We start from the raw sequence: 16,807 nt of genomic DNA, 5'->3' as shown, positions 1-16,807 counted from the left end.
TCAGAAATGATTCTGATATAAGCCACTAAAAGACTAATACCCACTCCCAATGGAATGCTCCCCTGTTACAATATGTACAGATGCACTTGCACCAATTCTATCTGCACCTGCGTTAATCATCGCAATAGTTGTTTCTTTATCTCTTATGCCTCCAGAAGCTTTAACTTTAGCTTGATCTTTAACAATATTTTTCATTAATTGAATATCTTCTACTGTGGCGCCACCTGTGCTAAAACCTGTGGATGTCTTTACAAAATCAGCTCCTGCTTCTAGTGAGAGTTTACAAGCCATTTCTTTTTCTTCTCCCGTCAATAATGCTGTTTCTATAATAACTTTTAATATGGCTTTATTGTTACACGCTTTTTTCACTTCTTTTATATCATTTAATACCTCTTCATAATTTTTATTTTTTAGAGCACCAATATTCATTACCATATCAATTTCATCTGCTCCATATTCTACTGCCTTTTCTGTTTCAAATACTTTTACTTCAGTCGTTACAGCTCCAAGTGGAAATCCTATAACTGTTGTTGTCTTAACCTCTGTATTTTTTAATAATTCATTTACTAGTTTTGTATAATATAAATTTACACATACAGAAGCAAATTCATACTCTATGGCTTCTTTACATATTTGAATAACTTCTTCTTTTGTTGTATCTGCTTTCAATATAGTATGATCGATATAATTTGCTAAATTCATAATTTCTTCACTACTTTCTTTTGTTTTGTCTTTTTAAAATCCTAGTTTATGAATATCTTTAACTATTGTGGATATAATAATGGATACAGAGATACAAATTAATAATTCTTTTTTAATATAGATGTTTCACTTATATTATGTTAGCTAACAAAGAATTTTTCATACACACGAGAAGATGTTTTATAGGTTTTATTAATATAGATTTTATTTGTATCTCTGTTCAATATATTGTTCTCCCCTCGTAGAATGCTATCTGTTAATATAACTGATAGTATTCTTTTTATTACATATCAACTCCACTTATGTCTCCCTTTGTAAGAACCACAAGTTTCCCTGAAAGTCTAATCTCCAAGCTCTTTCCAGCAAGTTTGCACATTAGACTTTCATATTCAATTCTAAAATAGTTATGTATTCCTGTCAATTTAAGATTTTATTTGGTGATAGGTTCATTTTCTCTTTCATTGTTCATATATTTGTAGTAAGAGTTTTTAGAAAGAGGATATTTATGCGTAGAAAATTTGTATACCCTGCTCAAATGGAAACCCAATCCTTTGGGTCCTTAGAAGTAAATGTTAGAACTGATGTTGGCTTTGTACCTATTGAAGGCGCTGAAATATCAATTGGTTATACTGGTGTTCCTAACTCCCAAATTGAAGTAATCAATACTAATGTTTCTGGGAAAACCCCTACTATTGAACTGCCAGCTCCACCAATAGAATACAGCCTTGAGCCTTCTCCTGAACAACCTTATGCTGAATACACTTGCACTGTCACTACTCCTGGCTATGAACCAGTTGTTGTCAATGGCATTCAATTACTTCCAGAAAGAAAAGCTCTTCAAGATATAGAAGTTATTCCAGTAGGGAATGGTGTGAATGCTCAACAATTAAATGGTGAGTCTATTGTTATCGGCCCCCACACTCTTTTTTTCGAGTACCCACCAAAAATTCCAGAAGATGAAGTTAAAGATATTGCAGAAACTGGTGAAATCGTTTTAAGAGAGCCAGTAATTCCTGAGTTTATCATTGTACATGATGGACCTCCTGCAGATGCATCAGCACGAAATTATTGGGTGCGCTTTAAAGACTATATTAAAAACGTAGCATCTAGCGAAATTTATGCCACTTGGCCTGAAGCGACAATACAAGCAAATACATTATCAATTTTATCCTTTACACTAAACCGGGTTTTTACTGAATGGTATAGAGGCAAAGGACAAAACTTTACAATAACTTCTTCAACTGCATTTGATCAAAAATGGATATATGGCAGAAATATTTATGAAAATATCTCTCAAGTTGTTGATGCTATATTTGTAAATTATTTGGCCCGACCTAATATTATACAGCCTATATTAACCCAATATTGTGATGGGAGAATGGTTCAGTGTCCTGGTTGGATGACCTTATTGCAATAGGCAGTAAAAAAAGAGACAGTATATACCGCCTCTCTTCTCAAACTCTTTTGTATGTAACATTAATAACGATTAAGATTGTTTTACTAAATAAAAATTGTGTTTATAATACACTTCCCCGTCAGCCCCTAAACTTTCATAAGCAATAGAAAAATTATATAACTGATTGTCTTTGCTTTTAAAGAGAAAGTTTTTTCTAAAGTCACTTACTCCGAATACAAACTCATTGCTTTTCATTGGAGAGTCAATGGCAAAAATCTCTATATCCTCTAATTTAATATCTTCTTGGTGTAATTCTAGATACAGATTGGCGTGAATCATTCTATTCTGATGCATAGAAAGTATAATATTACTATCCTTAGGTATGCTTATTTTTATTTTTTCTTCATATCTAGGAACATCATATTCACGCACTTCATATTCATTATCTTTTTCAATAATAATATAAAAAACTGTTCTAAAATAGGACACAAAATATTCTATATCTGATAATAAACTCGTTCTATCCTTCTTACGATAGAAAAGAATATTCGATGGCAAAGTTTCTTCTACATCAATTTCAAGAGAATCCTCTTTATTTTTTTTATAATAAATAAGGAGTATAATTGTTATCATTACTATTCCAATTAAAACAAATTTCATTTAAATCACCTTTTATTTTTCTGATACATTAAAACATTTTATACGCTGTATCCTTTTATATTGTCTGAAAGTCTAATCTGCAACTTGCTCGCAGGGATTTGACAATTACATTTTCAACTAAGCTTGTGCCTCTTAGGAAGCAAGCGCCATAAGTTGATTAATATAATACATAATTACTTATTTCAGTTGTTGTTTCAACAAGCCTTCCGCCTGAGAAAACTTCTACTATTAACCTAACTCTATATTCAAACCCTTTAGATACTGGTTCAGTTCTATACATATATGCTGAATTTCCTTGTGTTGTTTGCCCATAGTTTACTATTGTTTGCCAAGATCCATTTGTATACCTTTGAAATTGCATAGTAAGACGTATGCTATCTGCATTTCTAGTGCTAACACTAGCAGTTCCAGCAGCAGTACCTCCTGAAGATATATCTAGATAGGTAGATACACTGTTAATATAGGAATACATAGGCTGAAAAATAAGACCATTCTCTTCTACTCCAGCAATTTCTGTGGTTGATCCACTAACTGTTATTGAAAATGCCATAATCATTAATGTTAAACATATTATCTTTTTAATTTTTTTCATATTAAAACCTCTTTCTTCTTTTTGTATTTTTTTTGTTGGAAAAAAGCATCAAAAAAATAATTAGGTGTTTGATTTTGCACCTTGGTTTTTGACAAGAAAAAAACTCCCTCTCATATATAACAATTGAGAAGGATGTTTTCTTACACTATTTTAAAATTTATTTTAATAAACTTACACTTCTAGCAAGTTTTAATATAGCATTTACTTCATAATTAGATATTATATGATAAACATACTGTTCATCATGCCATATAATTTGATATAGATCTAATTTATTAACTAAAAGGGCCTCAAAACCATTAATTTCAAAGCTTTTAGTTATAGCATCTTCAGTATCTATAGATATCCTTACCTCTAAAGGTGCTTGCATTAATCTAATATACTGTTCTGATTCATTTATAAAAAGAATACTTTTTAGATTTCCACTATCATTTATATCATCTACTTCGAAACCTACTGGAATATGAGTAGGGTATGCATAAAGAGAGGAACCAGTTGATACTTTCTTCATGTCATTATCACTGCCTATAAATTGAATGGCTGTATATTCATCATAAACTTCCATAATAAATGAAATAACTCTATGTCTAAAAGCTTCTACACTCACCGTTAAAACAGTAAACGATAATAGAAGAACTAACATAATAGATGCAATTCTTTTCCCATAGATCAAACCCATTTTTCTTCTTGCAATATTACGCTGTTTCTTTTTATATTTTCGATTAAAATCTTCAAACCACTTATCAATACTTTCTGGCACTTCAATATTTTGAATTTCTTCATCCATTTCAAATTCATCACATATAATTTTAGCTCTTTCATGTCCTAACAAATATAGATAATTCTCAACAATACGTTGAGTTTTCTCTTTATTTACATTGCTCATTTAAACCCCTCCTCAAATTGCTTTAATAACTCCCTTTTAGATCTATGCAATCTGATATGTACATTGTTTTCATTAATTTGAAGAATTTCAGCGATTTCAGCATTTGAGTATTCGTGAAAGTATTTTAACATTAATATATCTGCATAATTTGGATTAATTTTACTAAGTGTTGCTGCTATTTCACTACAAGTTTCTAAATTTAACATATACTTTTCTAAATCTGTATCGTCAACTAATCTTTCTTCATGGTTTTTTTCCAAGTTAACAATTTTCTTATTCTTTTTTATCATATTTATTGCCATATTTGTGGCAATTGTTAATATATATGATTTTGTTTTTTTACTGTTAACATCTTCAATATTTTCAAGATTATCAATTAACTTCATTATAGTATTTTGTACAATATCTTCGGCACTGTGATGTGTTTTTAATATTTTAAAAGCGCATCTATATATATCCTTAGAATACATATAGTATATTTCTTCAAGCTTACTTCTTACAATTTCATCTTCTATCGTTAATAAAAATATCATAGTCATTATTAGAGAATACTACAGTATTCTTAATACGCTCCTTTCAACCTCAGTTTTTAGTTCTAACAAATGACTTAACATTTGTTAAATCTAATATTAACTGATTCATCCATTTTTATCAACTGGGAAGACTATCTAACAGCTCTTCTTTCCTTTGAATTTTCTTATTGTTTACGCCATAAAAAAACCTCCTCTTAATATATAACAATTGAAGAGGTGGTTTTCTTACACTTTATATAAAATTTTTTATAAAGTTTTTTATTAAGCTTTATTTTTTATTTATTTTATACATTTTACTCTAATGATAGTATATATGTATAATTTCATTAGGTTTATCTATTAATATTTTTTCAATGAAAGATCGTATTACTTTGTTCTTTATACTTACTGAATTCCTATGGTCCACTAATAATTTATACCCATTAATCTTTTCATCAACCATATTAGATAACCCAATATTTTTATCTGTAAGTGTTTTTAATTTATTATTAATTATAATTTCTTCCTCACAGATTATTTTTTTGTTCTTAATATACTCTTCTAAGGAATCAACTTCTGATAAGAATGCTTCTTTTGATAATTCATATTTTTTTAATACTTTTTTTAGCTGTTTCTTTAATATGTCAATTTCAATTTTAACATTCGAATGAGTTGAGTTTATAATTTTCAACTCTATACTGCCTATATCTACTCTGATTTTATTTAAGATTATTTCCTCTAATTGTTCTAAACGTATTTGATTATTGTATTGGCATGATCCTTTTAGATGCTTATTGCAACGATAATATCTATATTTCTTACTTCCTCCTAAAGTTACCGCCCCCCCGCAATAGGCACATTTAAGAATACCTGACAACCAATGACCATACTCCAAAGTTGGTCTGTCTTTTTTACCATAGCGTTGATTTATGCACTCTATTTTTTCAATGGCCTGATTATATAATTCTTTTGATACAATAGGTTCATGACTTCCCTCTGACAGTACCCACTGATTTTCATCATTAATCTTCTGATTTTTTCTATAATTCCATCTTGTAATGCCTGAATAAAGTGGGTTTTCTAATATGTATTTGATACTTCTTTTTTCAAAGAGATTGCCTTCTTTTGTCCTAAATCCTGCATCATTTAAATTTTTTGCTATTTCATAAAATGTCCATTGATCATAGACAAACTTATTATAAATAAATCTTATAATTTGGGCTTCTTCCGGAACTATTTTGGGCGGTTTCCCTCTTTCATCAATATAATAACCTAATGGTGTCCTTGATTGAAAACCACCTCTTTTTGCTTTTTCTGTCATTCCTTTTTTTACTTCATCTGCTAAGTTCAAACTATAATATTCTGCCATTGCTTCTAACATGGATTCAAGTATAATTGAGAATTTATCATCTTCCATTTGTTCTGTTATACTGATAACTTTAATACCACATTCTTTTCGTAATAAAGATTTATAAACAACACTATCTTCTCTATTTCTTGCAAATCTATCGAATTTGTGAACAAGTATCACATCAAAAGGTTTTGGCTTTTTCTTTGCTAATTTTATCATTTCCATAAAAGCTGGTCTTTTTTCTGCTTTTTTTCCACTAATTCCTTCATCAAGGAATATATTGTCGGGTTGGATGGTTATATTGTTTTTTTCCGCATAGTTTAATATAGCATTCTTCTGTGCTTCAGGGCTATATTCGATTTGATCATTTGTACTAACTCGAATATACATAGCTCCCCTTTTCATCTATATCTCTTCTTCCTTTACCTTGTAGCCATAAGCTTCTATTCCTTTTTTATTTAACTTGTATATAACTGTCTTTTTATCTATTGGTGTTAGATCTTCCATTTTTATTTGTCTATTATTTTTATTAATATAGGATATTGCCTTTAACATAGCTTCACCCCTCCAGTAATTTATTCCTATTACATTCTATGAAGAATAGGTTTGTCCACTTTCATAAAAGTAATCGTTTGAAAAAGAATTTTACTGTCTATTTCAATTGGGATGACCCAATGGGGCAGTAAATCCTTAGGAGATCAAGGTCGTAATGCTATTGAAATTATTAGACATTTTTATGGTCAAGATATGTATTTAGAAACTGCTCCTAGAGTATCAGGGGTCCCTACTTCTTGGGGTGGTGTGAATTTACAAGTTGGTTCAACAGGTGAGGACGTAAGAATTATTCAACAACAATTAAATGCTGTTTCACAAAACTTCCCAGCCATTCCTCGTGTACGGGTTGATGGTGTTTTTGGAGAACAGACTAGAGATGCTGTAGCTACTTTCCAAGAAGTGTTTAACTTGCCACCTAATGGCATTGTAGACTATCCTACATGGTATAGAATATCAGATATATATGTAGCCGTTACACGAATCGCTGAGTTAATGTAAATATTTTTGAACCTCTCACATTTGTCTTTTAATAGCCATATACTGTATTAAAGAATTTTTAAATATTTCTTTAAAGTGGTAAAAGGTGGTGAAGAGGTTGAATCAAAAAACGACATCATATATTCGTTTACTACATGCAGTTCCAGATGCTCCTGGCGTTGACATTTATGCCAATGAAGAAGTACTCCTTGCAGAAGATTTAGAATTTGGAGATTTTACACCATATATCCCTGTAAGACCTGGTGATTATGAAGTAGATATTTTAGTTTCTGGCACTCAACAAGGTGTGTTAAGTACAATGCTTTCCGTTCCCGAAAGAGGGATATTTACTGTAGCTGTATCAGGATCTGCTGAAGACCCTCAAGTTTTTGTTATAGAGGACCCAACTATTAGAATACCAACTAATCAGTTAGGTGTTAGGTTCGCACACTTAGCCCCTAATGCTCCTTCTGTAGATATAAGACTTGATACAGGAGAACAACTGTTTTCAGATGTTGCTTATGGGGAGATATCAGACTATTTATTTGTTGACCCAAATTCATATTATCTCCAAGTGTTTCCAACGGATACAAATGAACCTGTTTTAAGAGCACCTAACATAAGACTTAAAAAAGATAGGTTCTATACTGTTTACGCGGTGGGTCTCGTTGGTGATACGCCACCATTGCAAATATTAGTTCCATTAGATGGCAATTCTTATATTAATGTATAAAAATAAGGCGGTTATGTAAACCGCCTTATTTTTATACATTAGTTTTTTTCTTTTCTTTGTATTTTAAATATCTCTGGTTCCCCAACTGATATTTTTCTTCCTCTTCTTTATTCATTAACACCAACCTTGGCACTTCATATCTATTGCCTTCTTTGTCCTTGGCAACCATTGTAAAGTAAGCTGATAATGCTACTTTATCTCCCTTATCTCCACAGCTTAAGTGATCCACTTCTACTAGTACATAAACTTCCATAGATGATTTACCTACAAAAACAAGTTCCCCAGTAACTGTAACAACGTCTTCAATATGTATGGGCCTATAGAATTCAAGTTCATCGACTCTTGCAGTTACTATGCTTACATCACACCTACAATGTTTTTTTGCCACTACATATGCTGTTTCATCCATTAATCTCATAATTTCTCCACCATGCATTGTTCCATGGTTGTTGGATTTATCTGGCGTTACCATAATACTCATTATAGTTTTTGAATCTTTCACTCTTTTCTCTTTCATAACTAAATAACCTCACTTAATAGAATCATTTAATAAACTATAATTAATTTTAAAGTAAATGTCAAGAAAGTAAAATAGCGTGCATATAAGCACGCTATTTACTATATTTTTTTAATTTGAACTTTTCTTCTTTTATCTTCAAAATCGATACTAAAATTAATTTTTCCACTTAAATTTGATTTGATTTTTCCAACATTCACTTCATCAAGTAATAATTTATATTCTTTACCTGGTTCAAGTTCAATTGTAATTTGAGAATCTTTTGTACCTTCCACATTAAAAGATACTTCTTTTTCTTCAACTTTCATATTGTGAACAGCCGTACCAGGAACAGATTCATACAATAATATTCCATTTTTTTCTAGCTTTGTTATTTCATCAAATGTTTTTACTTTATAAATATCCCCACTAACTTCGAAATCAAGAACCTTCTTCTTCTCTTCTAATAAATAATTCCCAAAGCTTAGCGTACCATCAGTTTCAACTCTGATTAGTTCTTGAATAACTGACATCCTAAAACCCTCCTAAATTAGACAAAATCATCCATAATTAATTGTATTTCTCTTCTATTATATCTTACTTTCAAGAATAATTCTAGTTATTTAGTATTAAACTTTAAAACATTGTCTTCGAAGGTAACTAAAACTTGATCCCCTTCTTTTATCTTGCCTTCTAGAATTTCTTCTGCAATTTTATCTTCTATTTTAGATTGAATAGCCCTTCTTAATGGTCTTGCGCCAAAAGTTTGATCAAATCCTGACTCTGCTAAATGCTCCTTAGCAGCCTCATCTATTTCTATGCTAAGATCCATATTTTGTTCCATTCTTTTTCTTAATCTATCAATCATAATATCTACTATTTGCTTAATATGCTCTTTTAATAGTGAGTGGAATACAATTATTTCATCTATTCTATTAAGAAGTTCTGGTCTGAATAGTTTTTTTACTTCATCCATTACGTTTGATTTCATTTGTTGGTAATTTGACGCTTCATTAACTTCAGAAGCAAATCCTAATCTTTTAGGAGCAACAATATTTCTAGCACCTACGTTAGATGTCATAATAACGATTGTATTTTTAAAATTTATCTTTCTTCCTTGGGAATCTGTTATATGACCATCATCTAAAACTTGCAATAAAACATTAAAAACATCTGGATGAGCTTTTTCTATTTCATCAAATAATATAACTGAATAAGGTTTTCTTCTTACTTTTTCACTTAATTGACCACCTTCTTCATGTCCAACATATCCTGGTGGTGACCCTATTAGCTTTGAAACACTATGCTTTTCCATATACTCTGACATATCTACTCTAATTAATGCATTTTCATCTCCAAACATAGCTTCTGTTAAAGCTTTAGTAAGCTCTGTTTTACCAACACCTGTTGGTCCTAAGAATAAGAATGAACCTGTTGGTCTTTTTGGATCTTTAAGACCAACTCTACCTCTTCTTATTGCCTTTGAAATAGCTGTTACAGCTTCTTCTTGACCAATGATTCTCTTGTGAAGTGTCTCTTCTAATCGTTTTAATCTCTCTGTTTCTTCTTCTGCTAATTTCTTAACTGGTATTCCTGTCCAATTAGCTACAATATCTGCTATTTCTTCTTCTCCAACAATCATATTAGATCTTGCATTTTTCTTTTCCCATTCTAATTTTGAAGTTTCTAATTCTTCTTTAAACTTATTTTGCTTCCTTTTTACTTCTCCAGCTTTTTCATACTCCTCAGTCTTAATAGCCAACTCTTTTTCATTTTCCAATTCTTCAATCTTTCTTTCTAATTCCTTTATATTAGGTGGTGCAGTAAAGGTACTAAGTCTAACTTTCGAAGCTGCTTCATCTATTAAATCAATTGCTTTGTCAGGTAAATGTCTATCTGTTATATATCTACTAGATAATTTTACTGCTGCTATTACCGCATCATCCGTTATTTGTACTTTATGATGGGCTTCGTACATATCTTTTAATCCTCTAAGGATTTCTATTGCTTCGTCCTCAAGAGGTTCTTCAACTTTTACTGGTTGAAAACGTCTTTCTAATGCCGCATCCTTTTCTATATATTTTCTATACTCATCAAGGGTTGTAGCACCAATTAATTGAATTTCTCCTCTTGCTAAGGATGGTTTGAGAATATTAGAAGCATCAATTGCTCCTTCAGCTGCACCTGCACCTACAATTGTGTGAATTTCATCAATAAATAAAAGAACATTTCCTGCTGTTTTAATTTCTTCTAATGCCTTTTTAATTCTATCTTCAAATTCGCCACGGTATTTTGATCCTGCTACCATACTTGATAAATCAAGGGCAACCACTCTTTTATCTTTCAACACCTCAGGGATATTTCCTGAAATAATTTTTTGTGCTAATCCTTCAGCAATGGCTGTCTTACCAACACCAGGTTCACCAATCAAACATGGATTATTTTTAGTTCTACGACTTAGAATTTGTATTACCCTTTCAATTTCTTTATCTCTTCCAATAATTGGATCAAATTTACCTTCTTTGGCCATATCTGTTAAATCTCTACTAAATTGGTCTAATGTAGGTGTATTGTTATTAAGGCTATTTTTTTCTTTTCCCTTTTTATTAAATTCATTTTTAGCAGCACTTGCATCTTCTCCTAATGCAGCTAAGATATCTTGGTATAATTTTTGTGGTGTTACATTTATTGCGCTTAATAAACGAACAGCTATAGAATCACTTTCTCTTAACATAGCAATTAAAATATGCTCTGTACCTATAAGTGATGTATTCATTTTAACTGCTTCTCTTAAACTCATTTCAATAACACGTTTTGACCTTGGAGTAAAATCCTCTGGTTCCTTAGTTTGAACATTACTATTAACTATTATTTCTTTAATTTTTTCCATAATAGTCTCTTCTGTTACACCATTGCTTTTTAACACTCGTGCTGCAACACCTTCACCTTCTTTGATTAAACCTAATAGTATATGTTCTGTACCTACATATCCATGTCCTAATTCCTTAGCACTTTCTTGTGATAAATTTATAGCAACTTGAGCTCTTTCTGTAAATCTTCCCATCATTTGTTTCAACCTCCATTCATAAACTCATTTTATATTACTTTATTTTTGGCAAATTATTTCTAATAAATGTTGCTCTTTCCACATCTCTATCTTCAACTACCATTTCTTTGCTACTATTTTTCTGTAAATTAGCAGGTTGTATGGACATCATAAGTTCATATATATTAAAATATTCTTCACTTTTAAATTTAATAATTCCCATTTCAACACCTATTTTTAAGTCTGATAGAAATGACATGGCTTCTTTTGACGTAAGTATTCTTGCATTTTTTAATATACCATAAGACCTATATATTTTATCTTCTAATTGATGCTTTTTCTCTTTAAACAAATTCTCTCTAACTTTTCTTTCTTGCTCAACAATTTGATTGGTAATGCTATTCAAATTATCTATAATTTCCTCTTCTGATTGACCTAATGTAATTTGGTTAGAAATTTGAAAAACACTACCTTCACCTTGAGTGCCTTCTCCATAAATGCCTCTAACTGTAATGCCAAATTTTCCTATTGCATCTAAAATAATTTGTAGTTTTCCAGTTGTTTCTAATGCAGGAACATGTATCATATAAGATGATCTTAAACCTGTTCCTACATTTGTTGGACAAGCGGTTAAATACCCATACTTTTCATCAAAGGCGTATTGTAAATAACTTTCTAATAAATCATCTAATCTATTAGCTTCTTCTAAGGCTTTCTTAATATTCATTCCCTGAACAATACTTTGTATTCTTAAATGATCTTCCTCATTTACCATTATACTCAAGCTTTCATCTTTGGATAAAATTAATCCTGTTGCTGCTTCTTTTTTTACAATTAATGGACTAATAACATGTCTTTCTACTAATGCAATTTTATCTACGTTTTGAAGATCATTTATATTATAAAATTCAAAAAAGTGATTGACACTTTCTGATTGATTTAAGAACCCTTTTTTAACTTCTTGGGTCAATTCTACTGCTTTATCTTGAAGCAACATATTACCAAAAGGATAATTTTTTAGATTTCTTGCTAATCTAATTCTTGTAGAGATTACCACATCATGATTGTTTGTATTTTGTTCATACCATTTTAACATGATGCACCATCCCCCTTTTCTAATTTTCTTATCTTATCCCTTAAGGTTGCAGCTTCTTCATATTCTTCTTTACTTATTGCTTCATTTAATTTTCTTCTTAAATCATCTATTTGTCTTTTAATAATAAGTTCTTTTTTTGTGTTTTTTGGTATCTTACCGGTATGAATATGACTACCATGTATTCTTTTAAAAATAGGATTCAAATAGCTTTCAAAGGTTTTAAAGCAAATGGAACAACCAAATTTCCCTGTTTTTTTAAAGGTTTGATAGGTCAATTGACAGTTAGGACATTTGATATCTGTGGTATTTTTAGCTACTTGTTGAGGGTTTTGTACTAAGTCAAGTAAACCTGAAAATAAATTTTGAAAGGAAATTTCCGAATCTAAGTAAAATTTTTCTGATTCCGCTGCACAACTTTCACACAAGTGAATCTCAGTCTTTTTACCATTTATTATCTTAGTTAAATACACAGTTGCTTGCTTTTTTTCACAACGATCACAGAACATAGGACTTACCCCCTTTAGGTGATTAATTTAGTATCTATACTTATATTTTATTAGATACTACAATTTTTTCAAGATATTTTTTTACTGTATTATATTTTCCATTAGTTGCCTAAATGTGCCTTCATCAACACCACCTGGTATATACCCTAATACATATCCTTCTCGATCAATGACATACATTGTTGGCAAATACTGTACATAATAGCTATTGGAAATGCTACCATCCATATCAAAGACAACATTGATATCAAAACCTCTGCTATCTAACCACTCTAATACCCCTTCAACAGACCTTTCTTGAGGTAAATTTTGAATGTTTATCGATAATATCTCAATATCTTCTTCGTATTCTTTGCTCATCTTTTCAATAAGAGGTATTTTATCTACACAAGAGGGGCACCAAGTTCCCCAAAAGTTTAATAGAACAACTTTACCTAAATAATCACTTAAACTTACTTCATTACCTTTTCCATCAGGCAAAGAAAAATTAATAGATGGTATTCGTTCATCTTCTGTTTTTTCTTCATTTACTTTTTGATCTTCATTGTTTTCATTTGTTTCTTCTATATCAATAGCCTTATTATCAATATCATTTTCCCCATTGCATCCATTAAGTATTACAATCAATCCTATTATAGTCAATACCACAAAAAATTTTTTCATAAAACCATCTCCACTTTCAATTTATTTAGTTCAAACCAAAGGATAAAATATTTAAGTAATTCGTATATAGTAAAACGCCCATAATAATTAACAATAGACCTGATATAATTCTTATTGTATTCATATATTTATAAATACCTTGCATCTTATTTATTCCAATACTTGTTAAAATAGCTAATAATAAAAATGGAATGCTAAACCCTACAGCATAAATCATCAGCAATCCAACGGCGTTAATTAACTGGCTTTGAACAGTTGCCATTATAAGAACAGGGGTTAAAAAACTACTAATACAAGGCGTCCAGCCAAAACTAAAAACCAATCCTAGTAAAAAAGACTTTGAAAAATTAGCATTATATTTGTTTAGCCTATACTTTTTTTCTTTATTAATGAATTTAATATTAATTAATCCTATATAATTGAAACCAAGGAAAATTACAAAGATGCCTCCTGCCTTTCTTATAATGTCCATATATTGGAGTAGGCCTCTTCCTATTGCATTAGCCGTAATACCAATGATTATAAATACTAGGGAAATTCCTAGTAAAAAAGCAATTGAATTAAAAATCAGATCTCTTTTTGCCTTTTGATCAAAATCTTCTGACCCAATTTGACTACCTGCTAACATACTAAAATACACTGGTAATAACGGGAAAATACAAGGCGATAAAAAGGATACTATTCCTCCCCAAAAAACCATAAAGCCATTTACATCTAATTGAATTAAACTATTCATATCCTATCTCCTGCCTCCTATCTCTTTAATTTTATCATAGTTAAAAATCATTATCAATACGTTATATTTATATATTGTGATATATGGTTTAATAAAAATATTAGGACACTAACCTAATATCTTATACTATGTATATTATAATCTAACCCAATCTATTAATTAATTATTGCCTATTATTGCTATTGTTGAACCTATTTTTACAACAACAGCTGTTACAAGGTATATCATAAATTCATATCTAGTAATGTTTTTAGCTGCTCCAATTAGCATAATGGTGTATATGGCAAAAACTATTAATGATACCTTTAATTTGCCTGAATAGATATAAAATCCTGATCCAGGCATTAATAAATTCACAATAATAGCTACTCTTCTTCTAAAACCTTTTTGTTCTTTTTCAATTCTTGAAAATTCAAGAAGCATCACCCTTTTATCCTCATCTATCACAAAACCCCTCCTTAATTAACATTCTTAACTTTAAGTATATATGTAAACAAAATAAAGTCAATTTGTTTTTTAAGATGAAGTTTTTTCTCTCTTGCAATTAAAAAGCTACTTATTAAATCAATTCAACAAAAAACCTCAATGTATAAACATTAAGGTTTCCTAGTTTTTTAGTGTCCTTGATTTGGTGGGTTAAAACTTGGTGGCTGTGGGTTGTTAGCATGAAAGTATTGTCCACCTGGGGATGATAAATCAAAGTATAGTTTAGAATCCTCTGTTATTCCCCAATCTTTATTAGACCCAGTATCTTTTATTCTATTAAATGCTTCTCTAAACATTGTATTATGAGCTTCTTCTCTATTTAAAAGAAAATCAATGGTTTCTCTTACACCTTTATCATGTATTTGTCTGTAGAGGTATTCATATACAACCTTTGCTCTTTGTTCAGCAGCAATATTGGTTAATAAATCTGCTGCAAGGTCACCTGTTTGATCTACATATGCTGTTGTGTATAAATTACCTGATGCATTTCCAAGTATAGGCCCTAATCCTGTTAATACATGAGCTTCTACACCGCCAACAGTGGCATTCATAGCATTTGGATCATGTCCATTTAACATATTTATCGTCGTTGCGATCATTTCCATATGTCCAAGTTCTTCAGCTGCAATGTCTAAAAATAGATCTTTTATTTCTTTGTCTTTAATTCTAAAACTTTGTGCAAAATATTGTAAAGCAGCATTTAGTTCCCCTTGAGGGCCACCAAGCTGCTCTTGTAACAATGCAGCATACGCAGGGTTAGGCGCATCGACTCTTACATCTCTTAGAAGTCTTTTTTCATGTTTAAACATTTATTTAACATCTCCTTCTTTATTTATATGGTCATATATACTTTTTTCAATTTAAAGTAAAAATATCCATAAAAAAGAAGAAAATATAAAAACCCCAATGCCTAAGCATTGAGGTTGAAATATTCGTTTAATTATCTTCCTGAAGTTACGTTTTCAGCTTGTGGTCCTTTTGCTCCGTTTACGATTTCAAAAGTTACCGCTTCGCCTTCTTCTAAAGTTTTAAAACCATCTTTGTTGATTTGAGAAAAATGAACAAATACGTCATTTCCGTCCTCTGCAGTTATAAAACCAAAACCTTTTTCTGAATTAAACCATTTAACTGTACCGTTTACCATGTTTAAATACCTCCATAAAATAAAATTTAAATTTTTAATGCCTTTGAAAATCTAATACAATATAATTTGGAGTTTAATTAAACATATAAAACATATATTTCTATCTTCCAAAATTTGTTGATTTCAAAGTAGCAATTAGTCACTCTTAATGACCTGTTATTAGTATAACCTTTTTTCTGTAAAAAATCAACCCATAAACAAGATTTTTTAATTTTTTATAAGGATTTGTTAATAAGTACTAATTCCGTCTACAAAAGTATTAACAATAAGGTCCTTTACTATACTATATTACTATATAATACTCTTTAATTCAAAAAAATACTAAGATTATCAGCATGTTTTTTTTCTTCTGCAAGTAATATTTCAAAAACAGCAAATAGGTCCTTTGCTTCATTTGTGTTTTCTTTTAAGAATGTCATTATTTCTTGTAGTAAAAAAGCACTTTTGTTTTCATAATTTATAGCTAGTGAAATTAATTCCTTAGGACTGTTAAGCGTATTTAAGTTCATACCTTGTTTTAACATTATAATATTGTATTCTACTCTTACAAGTATATCTTTATTTATCATAATTGTATTTTTATTTTTATATTCAGCCATTAGATTCTCATACAATGTAATATGCCTTTCTTCTTCTCTCATTAATACTTTTGATATATTTTGTAACGCCTTACTATTTTCCTCTAGCTCTGATAAGCTTTTATATAATAATGCAAAGCATTCCTCTAATGTTCTAAGTTGTTCAAACAATAATACTACTGATACGTTCAC

At 30.2% G+C, this 16,807-nt stretch carries 21 protein-coding genes; 3 read left to right on the top strand and 18 right to left on the bottom strand.

Translation table 11 applies throughout. The annotated features are described in order from the left end of the window. Positions 1-33: 33 nt before the first annotated feature. Positions 34-702, bottom strand: coding sequence for a deoxyribose-phosphate aldolase (gene deoC / locus EDC18_RS09465; RefSeq protein ID WP_132252536.1), 669 nt, complete (start codon positions 700-702; stop codon positions 34-36). A gap of 505 nt (positions 703-1,207) precedes the next feature. Between deoC and EDC18_RS09460 the strand changes: the two genes are divergently transcribed. Next, positions 1,208-2,119 (top strand): carboxypeptidase regulatory-like domain-containing protein, encoded by a 912-nt coding sequence (locus tag EDC18_RS09460; protein WP_243115110.1) that lies wholly within the window; start codon positions 1,208-1,210, stop codon positions 2,117-2,119. A 69-nt stretch (positions 2,120-2,188) separates the two neighbouring features. On the opposite strand, the gene EDC18_RS09455 is transcribed toward EDC18_RS09460, so the two are convergent. The 6 genes from EDC18_RS09455 to EDC18_RS14575 all read right to left on the bottom strand — a co-directional run bounded on the left by EDC18_RS09455 (position 2,189) and on the right by EDC18_RS14575 (position 6,654). Beyond that, a complete protein-coding gene (locus tag EDC18_RS09455) occupies positions 2,189-2,758 on the bottom strand; it encodes a hypothetical protein (RefSeq protein WP_132252535.1) in 570 nt (189 codons plus the stop codon). 157 nt (positions 2,759-2,915) lie between these two features. Then, on the bottom strand, positions 2,916-3,350 hold the full coding sequence (locus EDC18_RS09450; RefSeq protein ID WP_132252533.1) for a hypothetical protein: 435 nt from the start codon (positions 3,348-3,350) through the stop codon (positions 2,916-2,918). 157 nt (positions 3,351-3,507) lie between these two features. Continuing rightward, positions 3,508-4,236, bottom strand: a complete 729-nt coding sequence (locus tag EDC18_RS09445; RefSeq protein ID WP_132252531.1) for a DUF4367 domain-containing protein — start codon at positions 4,234-4,236, stop codon at positions 3,508-3,510. Then, positions 4,233-4,775, bottom strand: a complete 543-nt coding sequence (locus EDC18_RS09440; protein WP_132252529.1) for an RNA polymerase sigma factor — start codon at positions 4,773-4,775, stop codon at positions 4,233-4,235. Before EDC18_RS09440 ends, EDC18_RS09445 begins: the two co-directional genes overlap by 4 nt. 292 nt (positions 4,776-5,067) lie before the next feature. Beyond that, a complete protein-coding gene (locus EDC18_RS09435; RefSeq protein ID WP_132252527.1) occupies positions 5,068-6,504 on the bottom strand; it encodes a recombinase family protein in 1,437 nt (478 codons plus the stop codon). After that, positions 6,505-6,654 carry a hypothetical protein gene (locus EDC18_RS14575; RefSeq protein WP_165878537.1) on the bottom strand — a complete coding sequence of 50 codons (150 nt, stop codon included), beginning with the start codon at positions 6,652-6,654 and terminating at the stop codon, positions 6,505-6,507. Positions 6,655-6,765: 111 nt separating this feature from the next. On the opposite strand from EDC18_RS14575, the gene EDC18_RS09430 reads away from it, so the two are divergent. After that, the gene (locus EDC18_RS09430) at positions 6,766-7,152 is read left to right on the top strand and encodes a peptidoglycan-binding domain-containing protein (RefSeq protein ID WP_132252526.1); all 387 of its coding nucleotides are present in this window, start codon (positions 6,766-6,768) and stop codon (positions 7,150-7,152) included. A gap of 97 nt (positions 7,153-7,249) precedes the next feature. Beyond that, positions 7,250-7,864, top strand: coding sequence for a DUF4397 domain-containing protein (locus EDC18_RS09425; RefSeq protein WP_165878536.1), 615 nt, complete (start codon positions 7,250-7,252; stop codon positions 7,862-7,864). 31 nt (positions 7,865-7,895) lie between these two features. Here the strand turns inward: EDC18_RS09425 and EDC18_RS09420 are convergent, their stop codons facing one another. From EDC18_RS09420 to EDC18_RS09370, 11 genes are all read right to left on the bottom strand, one after another. Beyond that, positions 7,896-8,381, bottom strand: a complete 486-nt coding sequence (locus EDC18_RS09420; protein WP_132252522.1) for an acyl-CoA thioesterase — start codon at positions 8,379-8,381, stop codon at positions 7,896-7,898. A 101-nt stretch (positions 8,382-8,482) separates the two neighbouring features. After that, positions 8,483-8,893, bottom strand: coding sequence for an endosialidase (locus EDC18_RS09415; RefSeq protein WP_132252520.1), 411 nt, complete (start codon positions 8,891-8,893; stop codon positions 8,483-8,485). A gap of 86 nt (positions 8,894-8,979) precedes the next feature. Beyond that, on the bottom strand, positions 8,980-11,427 hold the full coding sequence (locus tag EDC18_RS09410; protein WP_132252518.1) for an ATP-dependent Clp protease ATP-binding subunit: 2,448 nt from the start codon (positions 11,425-11,427) through the stop codon (positions 8,980-8,982). A 34-nt stretch (positions 11,428-11,461) separates the two neighbouring features. Beyond that, on the bottom strand, positions 11,462-12,502 hold the full coding sequence (locus EDC18_RS09405; RefSeq protein ID WP_132252517.1) for a protein arginine kinase: 1,041 nt from the start codon (positions 12,500-12,502) through the stop codon (positions 11,462-11,464). After that, complete coding sequence (locus EDC18_RS09400) at positions 12,496-13,008, bottom strand: UvrB/UvrC motif-containing protein (protein ID WP_132252515.1); 513 nt, start codon at positions 13,006-13,008, stop codon at positions 12,496-12,498. Before EDC18_RS09400 ends, EDC18_RS09405 begins: the two co-directional genes overlap by 7 nt. Before the next feature lie 81 nt (positions 13,009-13,089). Next, positions 13,090-13,671: a TlpA disulfide reductase family protein gene (locus EDC18_RS09395; protein ID WP_132252513.1), complete on the bottom strand. Its 582-nt coding sequence runs from the start codon at positions 13,669-13,671 to the stop codon at positions 13,090-13,092. 25 nt (positions 13,672-13,696) lie between these two features. Continuing rightward, complete coding sequence (locus tag EDC18_RS09390; protein ID WP_132252511.1) at positions 13,697-14,407, bottom strand: cytochrome c biogenesis CcdA family protein; 711 nt, start codon at positions 14,405-14,407, stop codon at positions 13,697-13,699. Positions 14,408-14,566: 159 nt separating this feature from the next. Next, a complete protein-coding gene (locus EDC18_RS09385) occupies positions 14,567-14,854 on the bottom strand; it encodes a hypothetical protein (RefSeq protein ID WP_132252510.1) in 288 nt (95 codons plus the stop codon). Between the two features lie 167 nt (positions 14,855-15,021). Continuing rightward, positions 15,022-15,702, bottom strand: coding sequence for a manganese catalase family protein (locus EDC18_RS09380; protein WP_132252508.1), 681 nt, complete (start codon positions 15,700-15,702; stop codon positions 15,022-15,024). Between the two features lie 131 nt (positions 15,703-15,833). Next, positions 15,834-16,037: a cold-shock protein gene (locus tag EDC18_RS09375; RefSeq protein ID WP_132252506.1), complete on the bottom strand. Its 204-nt coding sequence runs from the start codon at positions 16,035-16,037 to the stop codon at positions 15,834-15,836. A gap of 305 nt (positions 16,038-16,342) precedes the next feature. Further along, positions 16,343-16,807, bottom strand: coding sequence for a hypothetical protein (locus EDC18_RS09370; protein WP_132252504.1), 465 nt, complete (start codon positions 16,805-16,807; stop codon positions 16,343-16,345).

The sequence above is a fragment of the Natranaerovirga pectinivora genome (assembly GCF_004342165.1).
GTDB classification, from domain to species: Bacteria; Bacillota; Clostridia; order Lachnospirales; family DSM-24629; genus Natranaerovirga; species Natranaerovirga pectinivora.
Note: the sequence above shows the minus strand (reverse complement) of the source record. Positions and strands in the feature narration are given on the sequence as shown.